Source organism: Mucilaginibacter aquariorum, from assembly GCF_024498135.1.
In the GTDB taxonomy this organism is placed as follows: Bacteria; Bacteroidota; Bacteroidia; order Sphingobacteriales; family Sphingobacteriaceae; genus Mucilaginibacter; species Mucilaginibacter aquariorum.
Genome location: NZ_JANHOH010000001.1, coordinates 1,488,963 through 1,503,413 on the forward strand (window position 1 = coordinate 1,488,963; position 14,451 = coordinate 1,503,413).

At 41.9% G+C, this 14,451-nt stretch carries 16 protein-coding genes; 3 read left to right on the forward strand and 13 right to left on the reverse strand.

Features of this window, described 5'->3' with window-relative positions:
- Nucleotides 1–70: 70 nt before the first annotated feature.
- From NPE20_RS06375 to NPE20_RS06385, 3 genes are read right to left on the reverse strand one after another with little or no spacing between them, the layout of a single operon-like run.
- Nucleotides 71–322 carry a hypothetical protein gene (locus NPE20_RS06375; protein ID WP_256537778.1) on the reverse strand — a complete coding sequence of 84 codons (252 nt, stop codon included), beginning with the start codon at nucleotides 320–322 and terminating at the stop codon, nucleotides 71–73.
- A 5-nt stretch (nucleotides 323–327) separates the two neighbouring features.
- A complete protein-coding gene (locus tag NPE20_RS06380) occupies nucleotides 328–498 on the reverse strand; it encodes a hypothetical protein (RefSeq protein WP_256537779.1) in 171 nt (56 codons plus the stop codon).
- Nucleotides 495–725: a hypothetical protein gene (locus NPE20_RS06385; protein WP_256537780.1), complete on the reverse strand. Its 231-nt coding sequence runs from the start codon at nucleotides 723–725 to the stop codon at nucleotides 495–497. The genes NPE20_RS06380 and NPE20_RS06385 overlap by 4 nt, the downstream gene beginning before the upstream one ends.
- Before the next feature lie 459 nt (nucleotides 726–1,184).
- On the opposite strand from NPE20_RS06385, the gene NPE20_RS06390 reads away from it, so the two are divergent.
- Nucleotides 1,185–1,634: a KTSC domain-containing protein gene (locus tag NPE20_RS06390; protein WP_256537781.1), complete on the forward strand. Its 450-nt coding sequence runs from the start codon at nucleotides 1,185–1,187 to the stop codon at nucleotides 1,632–1,634.
- A gap of 78 nt (nucleotides 1,635–1,712) precedes the next feature.
- Nucleotides 1,713–2,360, forward strand: coding sequence for an START domain-containing protein (locus tag NPE20_RS06395; protein WP_256537782.1), 648 nt, complete (start codon nucleotides 1,713–1,715; stop codon nucleotides 2,358–2,360).
- 71 nt (nucleotides 2,361–2,431) lie between these two features.
- Here the strand turns inward: NPE20_RS06395 and NPE20_RS06400 are convergent, their stop codons facing one another.
- Nucleotides 2,432–5,287, reverse strand: a complete 2,856-nt coding sequence (locus tag NPE20_RS06400) for a M16 family metallopeptidase (RefSeq protein ID WP_256537783.1) — start codon at nucleotides 5,285–5,287, stop codon at nucleotides 2,432–2,434.
- A 147-nt stretch (nucleotides 5,288–5,434) separates the two neighbouring features.
- A complete protein-coding gene (locus NPE20_RS06405) occupies nucleotides 5,435–5,998 on the reverse strand; it encodes a sugar O-acetyltransferase (RefSeq protein ID WP_256537784.1) in 564 nt (187 codons plus the stop codon).
- A gap of 179 nt (nucleotides 5,999–6,177) precedes the next feature.
- On the opposite strand from NPE20_RS06405, the gene NPE20_RS06410 reads away from it, so the two are divergent.
- The gene (locus tag NPE20_RS06410; RefSeq protein ID WP_256537785.1) at nucleotides 6,178–6,585 is read left to right on the forward strand and encodes a hypothetical protein; all 408 of its coding nucleotides are present in this window, start codon (nucleotides 6,178–6,180) and stop codon (nucleotides 6,583–6,585) included.
- A gap of 245 nt (nucleotides 6,586–6,830) precedes the next feature.
- Here the strand turns inward: NPE20_RS06410 and NPE20_RS06415 are convergent, their stop codons facing one another.
- From NPE20_RS06415 to NPE20_RS06450, 8 genes are all read right to left on the reverse strand, one after another.
- Nucleotides 6,831–7,415 (reverse strand): C40 family peptidase, encoded by a 585-nt coding sequence (locus tag NPE20_RS06415; protein WP_256537786.1) that lies wholly within the window; start codon nucleotides 7,413–7,415, stop codon nucleotides 6,831–6,833.
- 70 nt (nucleotides 7,416–7,485) lie between these two features.
- Nucleotides 7,486–7,956, reverse strand: a complete 471-nt coding sequence (locus tag NPE20_RS06420; RefSeq protein WP_256537787.1) for a hypothetical protein — start codon at nucleotides 7,954–7,956, stop codon at nucleotides 7,486–7,488.
- Between the two features lie 130 nt (nucleotides 7,957–8,086).
- A complete protein-coding gene (locus NPE20_RS06425; protein WP_256537788.1) occupies nucleotides 8,087–9,175 on the reverse strand; it encodes a hypothetical protein in 1,089 nt (362 codons plus the stop codon).
- 39 nt (nucleotides 9,176–9,214) lie between these two features.
- Nucleotides 9,215–10,303 (reverse strand): hypothetical protein, encoded by a 1,089-nt coding sequence (locus tag NPE20_RS06430; RefSeq protein ID WP_256537789.1) that lies wholly within the window; start codon nucleotides 10,301–10,303, stop codon nucleotides 9,215–9,217.
- 49 nt (nucleotides 10,304–10,352) lie between these two features.
- Nucleotides 10,353–11,375 carry a hypothetical protein gene (locus NPE20_RS06435; protein ID WP_256537790.1) on the reverse strand — a complete coding sequence of 341 codons (1,023 nt, stop codon included), beginning with the start codon at nucleotides 11,373–11,375 and terminating at the stop codon, nucleotides 10,353–10,355.
- A gap of 307 nt (nucleotides 11,376–11,682) precedes the next feature.
- Nucleotides 11,683–12,729: an NAD(P)-dependent alcohol dehydrogenase gene (locus tag NPE20_RS06440; protein WP_256537791.1), complete on the reverse strand. Its 1,047-nt coding sequence runs from the start codon at nucleotides 12,727–12,729 to the stop codon at nucleotides 11,683–11,685.
- An 89-nt stretch (nucleotides 12,730–12,818) separates the two neighbouring features.
- Nucleotides 12,819–13,454 (reverse strand): MgtC/SapB family protein, encoded by a 636-nt coding sequence (locus NPE20_RS06445; protein WP_256537792.1) that lies wholly within the window; start codon nucleotides 13,452–13,454, stop codon nucleotides 12,819–12,821.
- A 102-nt stretch (nucleotides 13,455–13,556) separates the two neighbouring features.
- Nucleotides 13,557–14,393, reverse strand: coding sequence for an SDR family NAD(P)-dependent oxidoreductase (locus NPE20_RS06450; protein WP_256537793.1), 837 nt, complete (start codon nucleotides 14,391–14,393; stop codon nucleotides 13,557–13,559).
- Nucleotides 14,394–14,451: the final 58 nt, after the last annotated feature.

Genomic DNA, 14,451 nt, shown 5'->3' on the forward strand with positions numbered 1-14,451 from the left:
CGTTATGGTATTGTTATTAAAGTATCACACTTGAATAATGCATTTTACCCCTAAATGTTTTGAGAATTTGTTATTGATATTTATTCTGTACAATCTGCTCCTGTATCTTTTCGCCTTCAAGCGCAAGGCCAATATTCACCAGAAATTCTGCATCAACGTGGTGGTCATCTGCAGATTGCCACTTGCCTAAGCGGTTTATTATTAAAAAGCTTGAACCATTTTCATGCATTATACGAAAACCATGCAAACCATTAATATTCTCGGGCTTTACCTGTAAGTATAACAATGCCCCTGTAGATGGATCTTTCACTCCTATTTTCATGGCATCTAATTTTTAGTGTTATCGTCTCCCCTGTTCTTTAACTCAGCAGCTACAGCTGCTTCTTTTGAATTATCTGAGTTCTGTGCATTTAATTCGGCCTGCTTTATTGCGTTTTTATCGGGCAAAGCATCAATATTTTCCTTTTTATTTTTCTTGTTGGTTTTTAACTGTTTCATTGGTTTATCTCCTCATCAATAGCCACCCCAAGCGCTTCTACGTCTTCAGGTTCCAGGCACGGCGAACCCGGCCGCTCCAATTGCCATTTATTATCTTTTTTGGATATAATAATTGGGTTAGCAATTCCTGTTATCGTTTCAGCTACGAAACGGTCCTTGCCCAACGCTCTTATTATAAAGCCAACAGAAAAACCACGCACGGCGCTTTTTACGGTGAAAACATTCATATCTAAACAGGTCTTCGTTTTAATACAGGTAGCTACATACCCCATATTAAAGAGCGGATATACCGCTACCTTTTATATAACAATATTGGCCGTAAGGAGTTTACATTATTTTTGCTTTTATTAAAACCAAGTTTGTCAAATTATGTTGTGGTTGTTTATTTTCTTAATGTAGGTATCTGGGCCCGGGTTTATATATTTATATATAAGTGCCGAAATTGTAGAGCTCCATGGTGGTAAAATAGGTGTAGTAAGCGAAGCTGGGATAGGGAGCACCTTCTGGTTCACTATACCATGCAGGAATAAATACTATTGCAAAATCAGACCCTTTTTTAGCACATCCACAACCATTATTTTAATTTTTAAATTAAGCATCGCCACGTGGTGCAGAAAGCGTACCTTTGCAAAATTATTTTCTTTGAATAAAGTTTTCACTGACAATAACATTACCCTATTAATACAATGAAAAAAATTGTCGATTACAGAAAACTTTTAGGTGTTGCCGAAACTACCGAACTTCAGGAACTTAAAACTACTTACCGCAGCTTAATGAAAGCCTGGCACCCGGATAAGTTTCAGGAGAGCGAAGAAAGTAAGCTGGAAGCTGAAGAAAAAAGCAAAACTATTATTGAAGCCTATCACTTTTTAGTGAGCATTGCACCAGAAACCCGTGCTCAATCATTAGCTGAATATACTACAACAACCACAACCGCTGCTATTGTTGATTTTGAATACAAATCGCAGGTGTTGCGGGTTGATTTTACCGACGGCAACTCTTACGAGTACTTTGATGTGCCACGCGCGGTTTACGTTAAACTGGTAAACGCCGATTCGCCGGGCAGGTTTGCACGCAGGCACATTTACAACGAGTTTGTTTACCGCAGCACCAGCAAATTAGTAGCTACCGCTTAACAATTTTAATTTGTGTTGAACCGATGACACGCAGTTTACCCCGGATAATTAGATTTGCCGGGTAATTTTTGCTGCTTTATGTTCAATAAACTAATTTTCTTTATACTGCTTATCACAACGTCTTTTACAGCGTCGGCCCAATACAACTGGGCACTGAAAAGTGATAAGGATGGGATTAAGATATACACCAGCCCGGTTGTCAATTCAAAACTGAAGGCTTTAAGGATAGAATGCAATTACCAATCTACCCTAACACAGATGGTAGCTGCACTGCTTGATCTTAAAACACGCACCGAATGGATCTATCATACTAAATCTATTCGCCTGGTTAAACAGGTGTCCCCTTCCGAACTTTTTTATTATTCAGAAATAAACCTGCCCTGGCCTGCTCAAAACCGCGACTTTGTGGCACACCTGATAACCACCCAGGACGAAAACACCAAAGTGGTGACCATGGATGGCCCGGTAGCCCCAACAATGGTACCCGAAAAGGATGGCATTGTAAGGGTAAAAAACTCGATAAGTAAATGGCTTATTTTCCCGTTAAACAAAAACGAGGTTAAGGTAGAGTACACCATACAGCTTGATCCCGGCGGTGCTATACCCGCATGGCTCACCAATATGTTTGCATCTGAAGGGCCTACACAAAGCTTTAAAGCGCTCAGGCTGCAATTGAAAAAGCCCGAATACAGATCAGCCAGCGTACCATTCATTAAGAATTATTAATTAAGTATTTCAATACAAAAAGCCCTCTTAACAAATGTTAAGAGGGCTTTTTGTATTATACTGTTTAGTACTTATTGTTTGGGTTTACCGTCGCTGTCTACCTCTACAATTGGGTAACCTAATTTTTGCAGGCCGGGCAGTATCCGTGCCTTATCGCCCACAACCAATATGATCATGTTATCGGTATTCAGGTATTTTGCCGATAGCTGGTTAAGCTCGGCCGGGGTAATGGTTGATAAGATCTTGTTCTGCTCATCGGCATAAGTAGGTTTCAGATCATACTCCAGTATACGCGATAGGAACGCCGCTTTCTGTCCGTTAGTTTCGTACTTGCGGGCATCGCTTTGGCCTATTGATGTTTGGGTGAACTTCAACTCATCAGGGGTGATACCTCCTTTTTGGTAATCTTTTATCTCTTTGATAAATTCATACACCGAACTATCGGTAGCTGTAGCCAGCACACCTGCCGAAGCGGTAAACTCGCCACCGTATTTGCCCGAGTTAAAGCCGGAGCGTGCACCGTAGGTCCAGCCCCTTTTTTCGCGCAGGTTAAGGTTAATGTGGCTGTTGAATGCGCCGCCTAAAATGTAGTTGGCTATCCCTAACTTATAGTAATCGCCGGTTGCATCGTAGTTCAGCTTATCAAGGTAACCTATCCTTATTTCTGACTGTGCAGCGCCCGGGATATCAACAAGATATAAAGTTGTTTTGTCAAAGGTTTTTCCTTCCGCAGGTGTAGGGATAGTTACTGCTTTATCTTTCCAGGCATTAAGGAAAGCCAGGTTGCCTTTTGCAGTACCTTCGTTAACATCGCCCACAACAACAATTTGTGTTTGCGATGGGGTGAAGTAATTATCATAATAATCCTGAACATCCTGCAGGGTAATTGCAGCTACCGTTTCTTCGTTACCATTTGTTGAATAGGTACGCACATTATCGGTTCCGTAAAGCAATTTACTGTACACCGTTGATGCTACACCCGCAGGCTGTGTTTTTGCTTGCTTAAGGCCTTCAATAGTTTGCTTTTTGATCCGGTCTAAAGCATCCTGCGTAAATTTGGGGTTAAACAATTTCTCTTGCAGCAAGGTCATTGTTTTTGGCAGGTTCTTAGTTAATGACGAAACACTAATAAAGATCTCTTCGCTGCCTGCAAATACGCTGATATTACTACCCAGTTTATCCAGCTCGGAGTTAAATTCTTCTGCAGTATAGGTTTTTGTTTCCTCGTTCATCATGCGGGCCACAATACCGGCTAAACCTGCCTTTGCAGGGTTGTTAACCGCGTACAAACCGCCGCCTTTTATCGACATAGAGATAGATACCGATGGGATCTCGCTATTTTGAGTGCCTATCATTTTAATACCATTTGGCGTAGTACCAATCCATATAGCCGGAACCTTAATAGCCGGGTTTGCACCAACAGCAGGTTTAGCCGCGCGGTCAAAATTATCCGTGGCTTTTTTGTAGGTTAAGCCGTTGTATCCGTAATCGGGTGCTTTGTAATTCGCCGTGTTTACGGTGTAATTATCGGGTGCAGCAGCTGTAATTGTGCCCCCTTTTGGCAATACGCTTAATATAACCGCAGGCTTATCTTTTATGTATTTGTTGTAAACACGCATCACATCATCTTTGGTAATCGCACGTATATCGGCCAGGTCGCGGCCAATTTGATTAGGGTTACCCGTTAAATATTGCGACTGTGCCAACTCAGATACTTTACCGCTAACACTTGATAAGCCATTAATAGCATTTGCCTCGGCACTTGCTTTAAAACGTACCAGCGCGTCATCAGTTACACCGGTTTTTTCAAATTCGGCCAACGATTCATCTATCAGCTTTTTAGCATCGGTTAAAGTTTGCCCCGGGAACGGAACTACACGCATGGTGATCTCGCCGGCCAGCTCGGTGTTTGACGAACTCATGGATGCCTGCGCCGCCTTACGCGTTTTCACAAAGTTTTTGTAAAATATAGAGTTACGGCCCTGACCAATGATCTCTGACAATGCATCCAGTGCCGACATGTCTTTGTCGTACACCTTAACACCCGGATAGGTGACTGACAATAACGGAAGCTTAGCATAGTTATCTGTGTAGGATACGTAACGATCGGCCGTTAAAACCGGCGCTGGGAAAGAAGCATTTTTAACAACCGGCCCACGTGGAATGCTACCGAAATACTTACTTACCCATGCCAATGTTTGTTTAGAGTTAAGATCGCCGCCAATGGTAAGCGTGGCGTTATTTGGGCCATACCATCTTAAAAAGAAATTTTTAAGATCGTTTACACCCACTTTGTTCAATTCTTCGATATAACCAATGGTTAACCATGAATATGGGTGGCCGTATGGATAAAGGTTTTTAGAGGTGTATTCGCTGGCCAAACCGTAAGGGCGGTTATCGTAATTTTGGCCACGCTCATTCTTTACTGTTGCACGCTGCACCTCAAATTTTTGTTGGGTAACCGCGTCAAGCAAAAAGCCCATGCGGTCGCTTTCCAGCCAAAGCATTTTTTCCAGCTGATTGGCCGGAACAGTTTCGTAATAGTTGGTGCGGTCGCGGTTTGTTGAACCATTTAGGGTACCACCGGCTTCGGTTATGATTTTGAAGTGATCGCCATTGGCAACATGGTCACTTCCCTGGAACATCATATGCTCAAAGAAGTGGGCAAAGCCCGATTTGCCGATCTCCTCGCGTGCCGAACCAACGTGGTAAGTTATATCTACATGTACCAGGGGATCAGAGTGATCTTCGGTTAAAATTACGGTTAACCCGTTGGGGAGCACATACTTTTCGTATGGTATAACCAGCTCCGTACCCTTCCTGGTTACCTTCTCAACCAGCTTGGGTTGTACTGTTTGGGCGCCGGCACTTAGTGCCATAACCAAAACGGATTGCGCAACTAATGCACATTTTAAAGTTTTGTTCATATAATTAAATTTAGTCAGTAAATTTTTCCGGCGGGTGGCTTAGACATTCGCCCTGCAAAAACATAATATTAAGGAATTAACTTATGAGTTACAATTACATATTATAAATCTGTGTAACAGGTTTGTGACCAAGTATTTACTGACTTATCATTCGCTTTTTTCCAGTTTCCTGATCACTACCGCCGGGTTGCCCACAGCAAGCGAATCATCCGGTATATTTTTAGTGACCACTGCTCCCGCACCTATTACGCAACGGTTGCCTATAGTTACCCCCGGACAGATCACCGCGCCGCCTCCTATCCAGCAATCATCACCAATAACAACGGGTTTGGCGTTTTCCCTGCTGCGGCGTAAAACCGCGTCTAAGGGGTGTGTAGCGGTATAAATTTGTACGCCGGGCGCGCAGAAAACGTTATTGCCCAGCTTAACTTCCATCACATCAAGCACAACACAGTTTACGTTGAAATATACATTTTCACCGCAGGTAATATTGTAGCCATAATCGCAATGGAAGGGTGGTTCTATATAAAGGCTTTTTGGCGCGCTGGGTATAAGCTGCAGCAGGATGGCATCGGTACGGTCAGATACTACATACTCGTCAACATTAAGCTGCTTTAGCAATTGTTTGCAGTGTTGCCTTTCCTGCGCCAGGGTTTCATCGGTAGCGATATAATACTCGCCTGATAACATTTTTTCTTTTTCTGTTTTCATAGGTCTGTCTTGAACAGCAATATCACCAAAAGATAGGGTTTCTCAAAATAACAGTAACGCATGATTGACCCCACAACAATTTATAATTTCGAGCCGTATGTACTATTCCGCACCTACAAAGCGTTGCATTTAAGCTTTGGCTTGCTATTTGTAACATACAAGGCATCTATAACATCACTATGAAAAAGAACCTTTTACTACTCGCTATACTTGCCTTTTTAAGCATTCCCATATTTGCGCAAAAACCGGTTTTGGCCAGCATAGATAAAGGCTTAGTGGTTAAAGATCTAAAAGCAGCTAATAATGGCAAATCGCCTTATTGGATCATCGTGTCGAACGAAAAAGAATTTCAGATAGATACCTTAAGTGCCATTAAATACCTCGACCCGCAATGGATGTCGGCCATTGATTTCCCGGATAACGACTTTATTAAAGCAAAGTATGGACGCATGGCCCCGCAAGGCCTGGTTGTTGTTACCATCAACGATAAAAAGTTCCCAAATGCTTTTGGAGAATTAAAAGATCATATGGCTTTTATAGACGAGCATGAAGAGTTGCCTTTTTATGATTTTACAACGCTGCCGTAGGGATAAAACCATATATATTCGGAAAATTAGAGTTTGGGCTAAAGCCCATTTTCTGCTCTGTCTATCCGTCCCATAAATGGGACGGCAATGAATTAGAATTATAAGAAACACTTGTATGTATCATTGCCGTTGGCTTCAGCCAACGGATTGCAAACAAAGCGTAAGGCTTTAGCCAAAATCCGGAGTATGAGCGTTATTTTGATTATCCCGAACCCCTATGATGATAACCCGCCACAACCTAACTTTTACTGATCGTTCTGCGGAAATATGCGAACGGTTTTCATATAACGACTTTTGTAATAAGAATTAAAAGGTGTTTCGGTGACACCATCGGCCTTGCCCGATGTGGAATGGATAAAGGTTAATTCTTTACCTGCCGAAGCGACTATTATCCCCATATGTCCTACCACTCTTTCCGTACTATCGGTACCTGTAAAGAGTATCAGGTCGCCGGTTTTAGCATCCTGCAGATTTATTTGCTTGTTCATAAACGTAAAATCAACCGAACGCCGGGGTACCGGTATCTTGAAATGATTAAACACAAATGTTATAAATCCGGAACAGTCAAAACCTTCTGTAGGATCGGTAGAAGCATATTTATAGGGAATGCCTTTTAAGCTATTAGCAAATGCAACCAATTCGGCCGGAGTGGTACCGCCTGTTTCAATTTTTGTGAAATAACCGGCGCTATCCGGCTCGGGTGGCGGCAGAGTGTCTTGCCTGGCTACAATTATGGTGTCGCCTTTTCCTGTAATTACATAAGTGGGTTTGCGATCTGTACAAGAAAAAACAAGAACTGCTAAAACTAAAAGCAATGGGTTGTAGCGCATATATAACACTACAGCCCATTCAGTATTAAGTTTTACAGTGCGGATAACAGGCGAAAATAAAGTCCGGCTTCTATACAGAACTTTGCACTTGCCCGTATCTATACCTCATTAAAACAATGGGTAAGGCTATACAAACTATCAGTATCAGCATATTTTTTATCGCACCTGTAAGTGTAATTGTATTGGTAACCTGCGTTAACGGTAATACAAGCAGGTTCATCACCACCCACACAAAAATACCGTAAATAATAGCAACCAAAACCGCCCTTTTCCTTATTACAGGAATAAGATCATATAAAATGAAAAATAGAGTGGTGAATATGGCAGCTATTAAATAATGAAAAGCCACACCTGCCCAAATCATTTCCGAACCGCCTGCAAATGCTTGCTTGCCATATACGGCGCTGGCAATATATTTAAATGCCATAGCCGCTTGCCCCTTAGCCAATATAAAAACCGCGGCAAGGCCATCCAATGTACCGGCAATTAACGAGGCAAGTAAAATGGTTAGTATTAATGCTTTAGTGTTTTTATTTGCCATAGCAATAGGTTTGGATATGTAAATATGCAGGTTTAACCCTAAACAAAAAAATCCGTGATTGCAAATCCGGCATAATAATAAAGGGCCTACCTCAAGGTAAGCCCTTTGTTATTCGCCTTCTATAATTATGTCAGAAATCAATATTTACATCGGCGTTCCAGGCTTGGTTTAGATAGATGTTAAACTGCTGGGGGGAAGTATTTGGTGTAAACAGGTGCCCCGATAATATGGTACGTTTGTTTTTACTAAACTGTACATTATCTATACGTTTAAATGTGATCAGGTTTTGTTGACTATCAAACGCCTTTACTACTATACTAATGGGGGTAGTTATATTCATGATGTAGCCCGCTACCTTAAAGTTTGTCGTCCCAATATCGGCAGCAGTTACCTGGCGGGTAATAAAATTATAAGTGACTTCATCTTCAATATAACCTGGTTCTGCAGAGGTTTCGCTGTTAAACAAAAAAGCAGAATGATTACCTATTGCTGCAATGCTTATACTTGATACATTGGCTGGTATCGCATCTTCAATGTTTACTTCCACCTGGCCAACCACCCTATTTATGGTTATACCATGCGCTGAGTCGCCACTGCCAACAGTAATGGTGGTTTTGCCAAAGTAAATTACCTGCGAAACGGGCCTAACATCAAGAGCCTGACTCTGGTAAACTTTTGCCTGCACAAGCGGGTAATACACTATATTCTCAAAATCCGCCCATTGGCTGTTATGATTGTTAGCTGATAGTTCGTCATCAGAACCGGTTATTACTATAGTATAAGTACCGGCTGCAAGGGAATCTGTTATTACATTATATGGATCGGTGGTCGCCCGGTATTCGAGCCCCAGGGGGTCACTTGTGCTATAATAAACCCCATCTTCATGATAATAATTATCGACGGGTGCACCGTAAAACCGTTTGATCCGCTTAATTTCGTCGCCAGCGCTGTTATAAACGATATAATAAAATTCCGTTATTGCCTGTGACAGCGAATCTACGGCGGCTGTTTTAATTTTTTTGGCCGACCTGGCCGACGCCTTTAAACTGATTGGTTTTGTTGTTTGTGAAAAACCGTCGAGTGTATAGGTTACTTTATATTTTTTGCCATTATTTGCATTACCGGCTGGTTTATCCCGCCCGGTTTGTGTTCGTATATCTTTTTTGCAGGATGCGGCCAAAAGGCTTATGGCTGCTATCGCGATTAGTATTTTTTTCATAATATCATAATTGGATAATACGCCTCTTAAATGATTTAATTAAAAGTGAATAGTGGTTACGTCAGGGTCCCAGGCCTGATTGGCAGTGATTGTAAACTGCTGGGGCGAAGTATTTGGTGTAAATAGGTGGCCTGATAATATGGTACGTTTGTTTTTACTAAATTGTACATTATCTATACGTTTAAACGTGATCAGGTTTTGTTGACTATCAAACGCTCTTACAACTATACTAATAGGGGTAGTTGTATTCATGATGTAACCTGCTACCTTAAAGTTTGTCGTCCCAATATCAGCAGCAGTTACCTGGCGGGTAATAAAATTATAAGTAACTTCATCTTCTTCACCAGAAGCTGATTCTGCCGAAGTTTCACTGTTAAACAAAAAAGCTACATGATTACCTACGCTCGCAATGCTTATACTGGATACATTGGCCGGTATCGCATCTTCAATGTTTACTTCCACCTGGCCAACCACCCGGTTTATGCTGATACCTTGCGCTGAGTCGCTACTGCCAACGGTAATAGTGGTTTTGCCAAAGTAAATTACCTGCGAAACAGGAGTAATATCAAGGGCATGGCTCTGATAAACTCTAGCCTGTGCAAGAGGTAAGTACAATACATGGTCATCATCCGCCCAATTACTGTCAGAATTGTTAGCTGACAGATCGGCATCAGAACCGGTTACCACTATAGTATAAGTACCCGCTGCAAGGGAGTCTGTTATTACATTAAATGGATCGGTAGTTCGCCGGTACTCGAGCCCCGGAGTATTTGCGCCGTAATAAGCCCCGTCTTCATGATAATAATATAGGACGGGGGTTTGGTCGTAAAACCGTTTGATCCGCTTAACTTCCTCACCAGCGCTGTTGTAAACGATGTAATAATATTGCGTTACTGCCGATGACAGCGAATCTGCGGCAGCTGTTTTAATTTTTTTGGCCGACCTGGCTGACGCGCTTAAACCAATTGGTTTTGTTGTTTGTGAAAAACCGTCAAGTGTATAGGTTACCTTATATTTTTTGCCGGTATTTGCATTATTGGCTGGTTTATCTCGTCCGGTTTGTACATCTTTTTTGCAGGATGCAGCCAAAAGGCTTATGGCTGCTATCGCGATTAGTATTTTTTTCATAACATTATAATTAGATAATAGGTTTCTTTAATGATCAATTAATCGGTAATTAAAAGTGAACAGTAGTTACATCAGGGTCCCAGGCCTGATTGGCAGTGATTGTAAACTGCGTAGCGCCGGGTCCGGATGGGGTAAAGAGATTGCCCGACAGGATAGTCCTTGTGTTTTTATAAACCCTGACATTATTGATGGTTTTACTTGCAAGGAGATTACCCGATTGGTCATAGGCACCCATAGTGATAGTCATAGGAGATGTTGTATTGTGAATTGAAATGGTATTAACCGGATTAAGCAGGCTTAGGCCATAATTTAACTCGTCATTACAAAAAGGCGTTTCAGTGCTAAAGGCAAAAGCCCTGTTATCATACTTTATATCGGTCTGAAGGGTGTATCCATTGGGAGGGGTATCCTTAATAATTATTTGAAGCTGCCCGGAAACCCGGTCCAAAGTAATATTTTGATTAAGCGGACCGGTACCCACCGTAATGTCGATTTTTTTGAAAAAAGCATCTATCTTAAACCCGGGCGCCGAGTAAGCCGCAGCGGAACTTAATGGTTTAAACCTGATACTATCAGGGCTAAACGGGCCAATTGCATTAACATTAAAGTCAACACCCGTAATTACAACCACTGTATAGTTGCCAGCAGCAAGACTGTCCTGGATTGTGCCAAAACTATTTGGCCCTGTGTAAAGTCGCTTTACGCTCGGCGCAGGAGTGTAAATATATCTATACTCGTAATTTTTGTTCTCCTGATCGCCAAACCCTTGTTTAAATATCCGGCTCACCTCCTTTCCAGATGCATCATAAACCACGTAAGCATAATCTACAAATGCGTCATTAAGCGAGGTGCTGTCAGTCGCGGTCAGCTTCTTGCCGGTTGACATAAGTTTGTGTTTCCCGTTCTTTAGTGAAATGGTTGTTTGCGTTTGTTTAAATCCGGATACGTTAAAACTGACCGGGTACTTTTTTTCAGCTTTGTTGTTAATGTTTCCGGCGTTTTGGCGCTCCTTTTTACAGGAGAATAGCATGAACAGGCAAACGCATAGTAACGCAGGTAATTGACTTTTCATTAGATTAAAATTTAAAAGTTGATAATTAAATAAACTATATAAATTAACCAGGGGGTAGCGCTTAGCAGTTGTTTGGCATTGTCAATGCCGGGAAAAGCAATAAGTGAATAATGTATCAGGCTATTAGTGAGATGAGGATAAAGATACTGTCGTTAATAGATGTAATTAATCGTTAGTTAAAACTGTATATCAAATTGTTCTTTTGCGCACACATTACGCACTTTTGCACAATGGGAGTAATTAATAATTAAAAACAAAAAAGGCGAGTAATAAATAATTACTCGCCTTTAAGTTAAATATATGGTGGTTACAGCGTTGCGATATCAATAACAAAACGGTAACGCACATCGCCTTTTTCCATACGCTCGTATGATTTGGTAATATCTTTAATATCAATGATCTCGATATCTGAAACGATATTGTTTTCGGCGCAAAAATCAAGCATTTCCTGAGTTTCGGCAATGCCGCCAATACCAGAACCAGCCAAACTTTTACGACCACCTAATAAACTGAATGCAGCTACTTTTGCCGGTTCAGATGGTACACCCACGCAGATCATGGTACCATCAGTCCTTAGCAGGCTTAGGTACATGTTAAAATCGTGCTCGGCAGATACGGTATCCAATATAAAATCGAAAGTACCTGTAGCAGCTTTTATTTGTTCAGGATCGCTGGTAACCACAAAGTGATGAGCGCCTAATCTTTTAGCATCTTCTTCTTTTTTAGGCGAAGTACTTAATACCGTAACATCGGCACCAAAGGCAACACCAAATTTAACAGCCATGTGGCCAAGGCCGCCTAAGCCCAATACAGCCAATTTGTGGCCTTTCCCAACTTTCCAGTGCCTTAGCGGCGAGTAGGTAGTGATACCTGCGCATAATAACGGCGCGGTAGCTGCAAGGTCAAGTTTATCTGAAATGTGCAGTACAAACTCTTCCCTAACCACTATAGTGTTGCTGTAGCCACCATATGTTGGTGTTTTGCCATCGCGCTCGTAGCTGTTATAAGTTTGTGTGCTTCCGCCGTCAAGGCAGTATTGCTCCAGGTCGTTCTTGCAGTTTTCGCAAACCTGGCAAGAATCAACCATACAACCTGTACCCGCCAAATCGCCAACCTTAAAGTTTTTTACGTGGTCGCCTACTTTAGTAACGCGGCCAACAATTTCGTGACCTGGCACCATGGGGAAGATCCCCGGGAACCAGTCGTTCTTTATCTGGTGCAGATCGGAGTGGCAAACGCCACAAAATAGTATTTCAAATTGCACATCATGAGGGCCAACTTCGCGGCGCTCAAAATTCCATGGTGCAAGGTCTGTTTGCGGGTCTTGTGCCGCGTATCCTTTTACTGATATCATGTTTTTGGGTTTTGTTTTAGTTTTCGTTATACTAATATGGTTACTTATGTCACCTAATAGTGTAATATTCCTGTAATAATCAATTGAGCTTAATGGAAATCCTTTATAGCCGGCATATTTATCATGTCTTCATTTAGCAGATCAACATCCTTTTTTACACCGGTTATCTGCAAGGCCACACTTAGCACATCCTGTGTTTTAAACAACTCCAACCTTTTGCTTTTCAACTTATGCTTTTTCACAACTTCTTCAAGGGCTTTCAGTTGAGCCATATCGGCGCTGTTAAAACTGATATTAAGCACCTTGCTCTTCTTCATATTCCCTATCAGGAATTCCACCTTATCTACCAATACCAAAATTACCAATGTAATAATGGTGAACACAAAGGCAAGCGAGTGGTAACCGACTCCGGTTGTCATACCGATTGCAGCTGCAGTCCATATCACCGCGGCGGTAGTTAAACCCATTACCGACATCTTATCTTTAAATATTACCCCGGCACCTATAAAACCTATACCGGTAATAATATTAGCAGCGATGCGGTCATCCGTTCCCGTACCATGCCTTGATACAATGGTAAAAATAGTTGAACCTAAGGTGATCAGCATGATAGTCCTGAACCCTGTCGATTTGTTTTTATACTCCCTTTCAAAGCCAATAATACCACCGCATATAACAGAGATCACCATACTGATAATATCTTTTAATTCAATTGAAAAATCCATACTATCAGCAACACAAAAATTATTGAGTTGTTCGGGTTAAATTAAATGCGAAGCCTTCGCACAATACTCCTCTTCAAAGAGAAGGATATTTCATACCCCCTCTTAAAAGCCCGTTGAAGTGCTCAGTTCTTTCCAGGTTTCCAGGTCATGCTTAACATCATCCATTTTTTTGTAGGCGATATCATAGGCATCCTGTCCAAGGAACAAATGCATTGGTGCTTCAGTTGCTTCGGCCACAGTGATAATGGCTGCCACGCCTTTTTCAGGATCGCCCGCCTGATTGCCATCAATGTCGTTCTGATGGGCTGCCTGTACTTCCCTGACCTCTTTGTAGGCTTGTATCTCGTGCTTTGGCACAGCTAATGAATCGGCCGCCAGGAAATTAGTCCTGAAATACCCGGGTGATACGATGGTAGCCTTTATACCGAACGATTTGATCTCGGCAGCTAACGATTCGGTAAAGCCCTGAACCGCGAACTTGGTAGCGCAATAGATACCAAAGCCCGGGAAGTTGCCGGTAAAGCCTCCAATTGATGAGATGTTAAATATATGACCTGACTTTTGCTCGCGCAGATGTGGCATTGCAGCCCGGATCACGTTTAATGAGCCAAACACGTTTACATCAAAGTTTGCGCGTGCTTCGGCGTCGGTTAATTCTTCCAATCCACCTACCAGGCCATAGCCCGCATTGTTTACCACCACGTCTATCCTGCCAAAAAGGCTAATGGTTTGGTTGATGGCATCGGTTACACTTTTTTCATCGGTAATATTCACGGCCAGCGGTAAAAAGCTTTCTGATTTGCCCACGGCACCTTCCAGATCTGCTACGTTGCGTGATGTTGCGGCTACATTGTAGCCTTTATTTAATAATTGTTTTACTAAGGAAAGCCCCAAACCTTTTGAGGCACCTGTTACAAACCATACTTTTTGATTGTTCATGTTGTTTATGTTTTTAAGTTAGATGATCGTTTGTGTTAAGTTATTTTGCACTTCCTGA

Coding starts and splice junctions, on each gene's coding strand:
- NPE20_RS06435 (WP_256537790.1), bottom strand. CDS start 11,375: ATGAAAAGTCAATTACCTGCGTTACTATGCGTTTGCCTGTTCATGCTA.
- NPE20_RS06425 (WP_256537788.1), bottom strand. CDS start 9,175: ATGAAAAAAATACTAATCGCGATAGCAGCCATAAGCCTTTTGGCCGCA.
- NPE20_RS06415 (WP_256537786.1), bottom strand. CDS start 7,415: ATGCGCTACAACCCATTGCTTTTAGTTTTAGCAGTTCTTGTTTTTTCT.
- NPE20_RS06395 (WP_256537782.1), top strand. CDS start 1,713: ATGTTCAATAAACTAATTTTCTTTATACTGCTTATCACAACGTCTTTT.
- NPE20_RS06380 (WP_256537779.1), bottom strand. CDS start 498: ATGAAACAGTTAAAAACCAACAAGAAAAATAAAAAGGAAAATATTGAT.
- NPE20_RS06440 (WP_256537791.1), bottom strand. CDS start 12,729: ATGATATCAGTAAAAGGATACGCGGCACAAGACCCGCAAACAGACCTT.
- NPE20_RS06430 (WP_256537789.1), bottom strand. CDS start 10,303: ATGAAAAAAATACTAATCGCGATAGCAGCCATAAGCCTTTTGGCTGCA.
- NPE20_RS06450 (WP_256537793.1), bottom strand. CDS start 14,393: ATGAACAATCAAAAAGTATGGTTTGTAACAGGTGCCTCAAAAGGTTTG.
- NPE20_RS06400 (WP_256537783.1), bottom strand. CDS start 5,287: ATGAACAAAACTTTAAAATGTGCATTAGTTGCGCAATCCGTTTTGGTT.
- NPE20_RS06410 (WP_256537785.1), top strand. CDS start 6,178: ATGAAAAAGAACCTTTTACTACTCGCTATACTTGCCTTTTTAAGCATT.
- NPE20_RS06375 (WP_256537778.1), bottom strand. CDS start 322: ATGAAAATAGGAGTGAAAGATCCATCTACAGGGGCATTGTTATACTTA.
- NPE20_RS06420 (WP_256537787.1), bottom strand. CDS start 7,956: ATGGCAAATAAAAACACTAAAGCATTAATACTAACCATTTTACTTGCC.
- NPE20_RS06405 (WP_256537784.1), bottom strand. CDS start 5,998: ATGAAAACAGAAAAAGAAAAAATGTTATCAGGCGAGTATTATATCGCT.
- NPE20_RS06390 (WP_256537781.1), top strand. CDS start 1,185: ATGAAAAAAATTGTCGATTACAGAAAACTTTTAGGTGTTGCCGAAACT.
- NPE20_RS06385 (WP_256537780.1), bottom strand. CDS start 725: ATGAATGTTTTCACCGTAAAAAGCGCCGTGCGTGGTTTTTCTGTTGGC.
- NPE20_RS06445 (WP_256537792.1), bottom strand. CDS start 13,454: ATGGATTTTTCAATTGAATTAAAAGATATTATCAGTATGGTGATCTCT.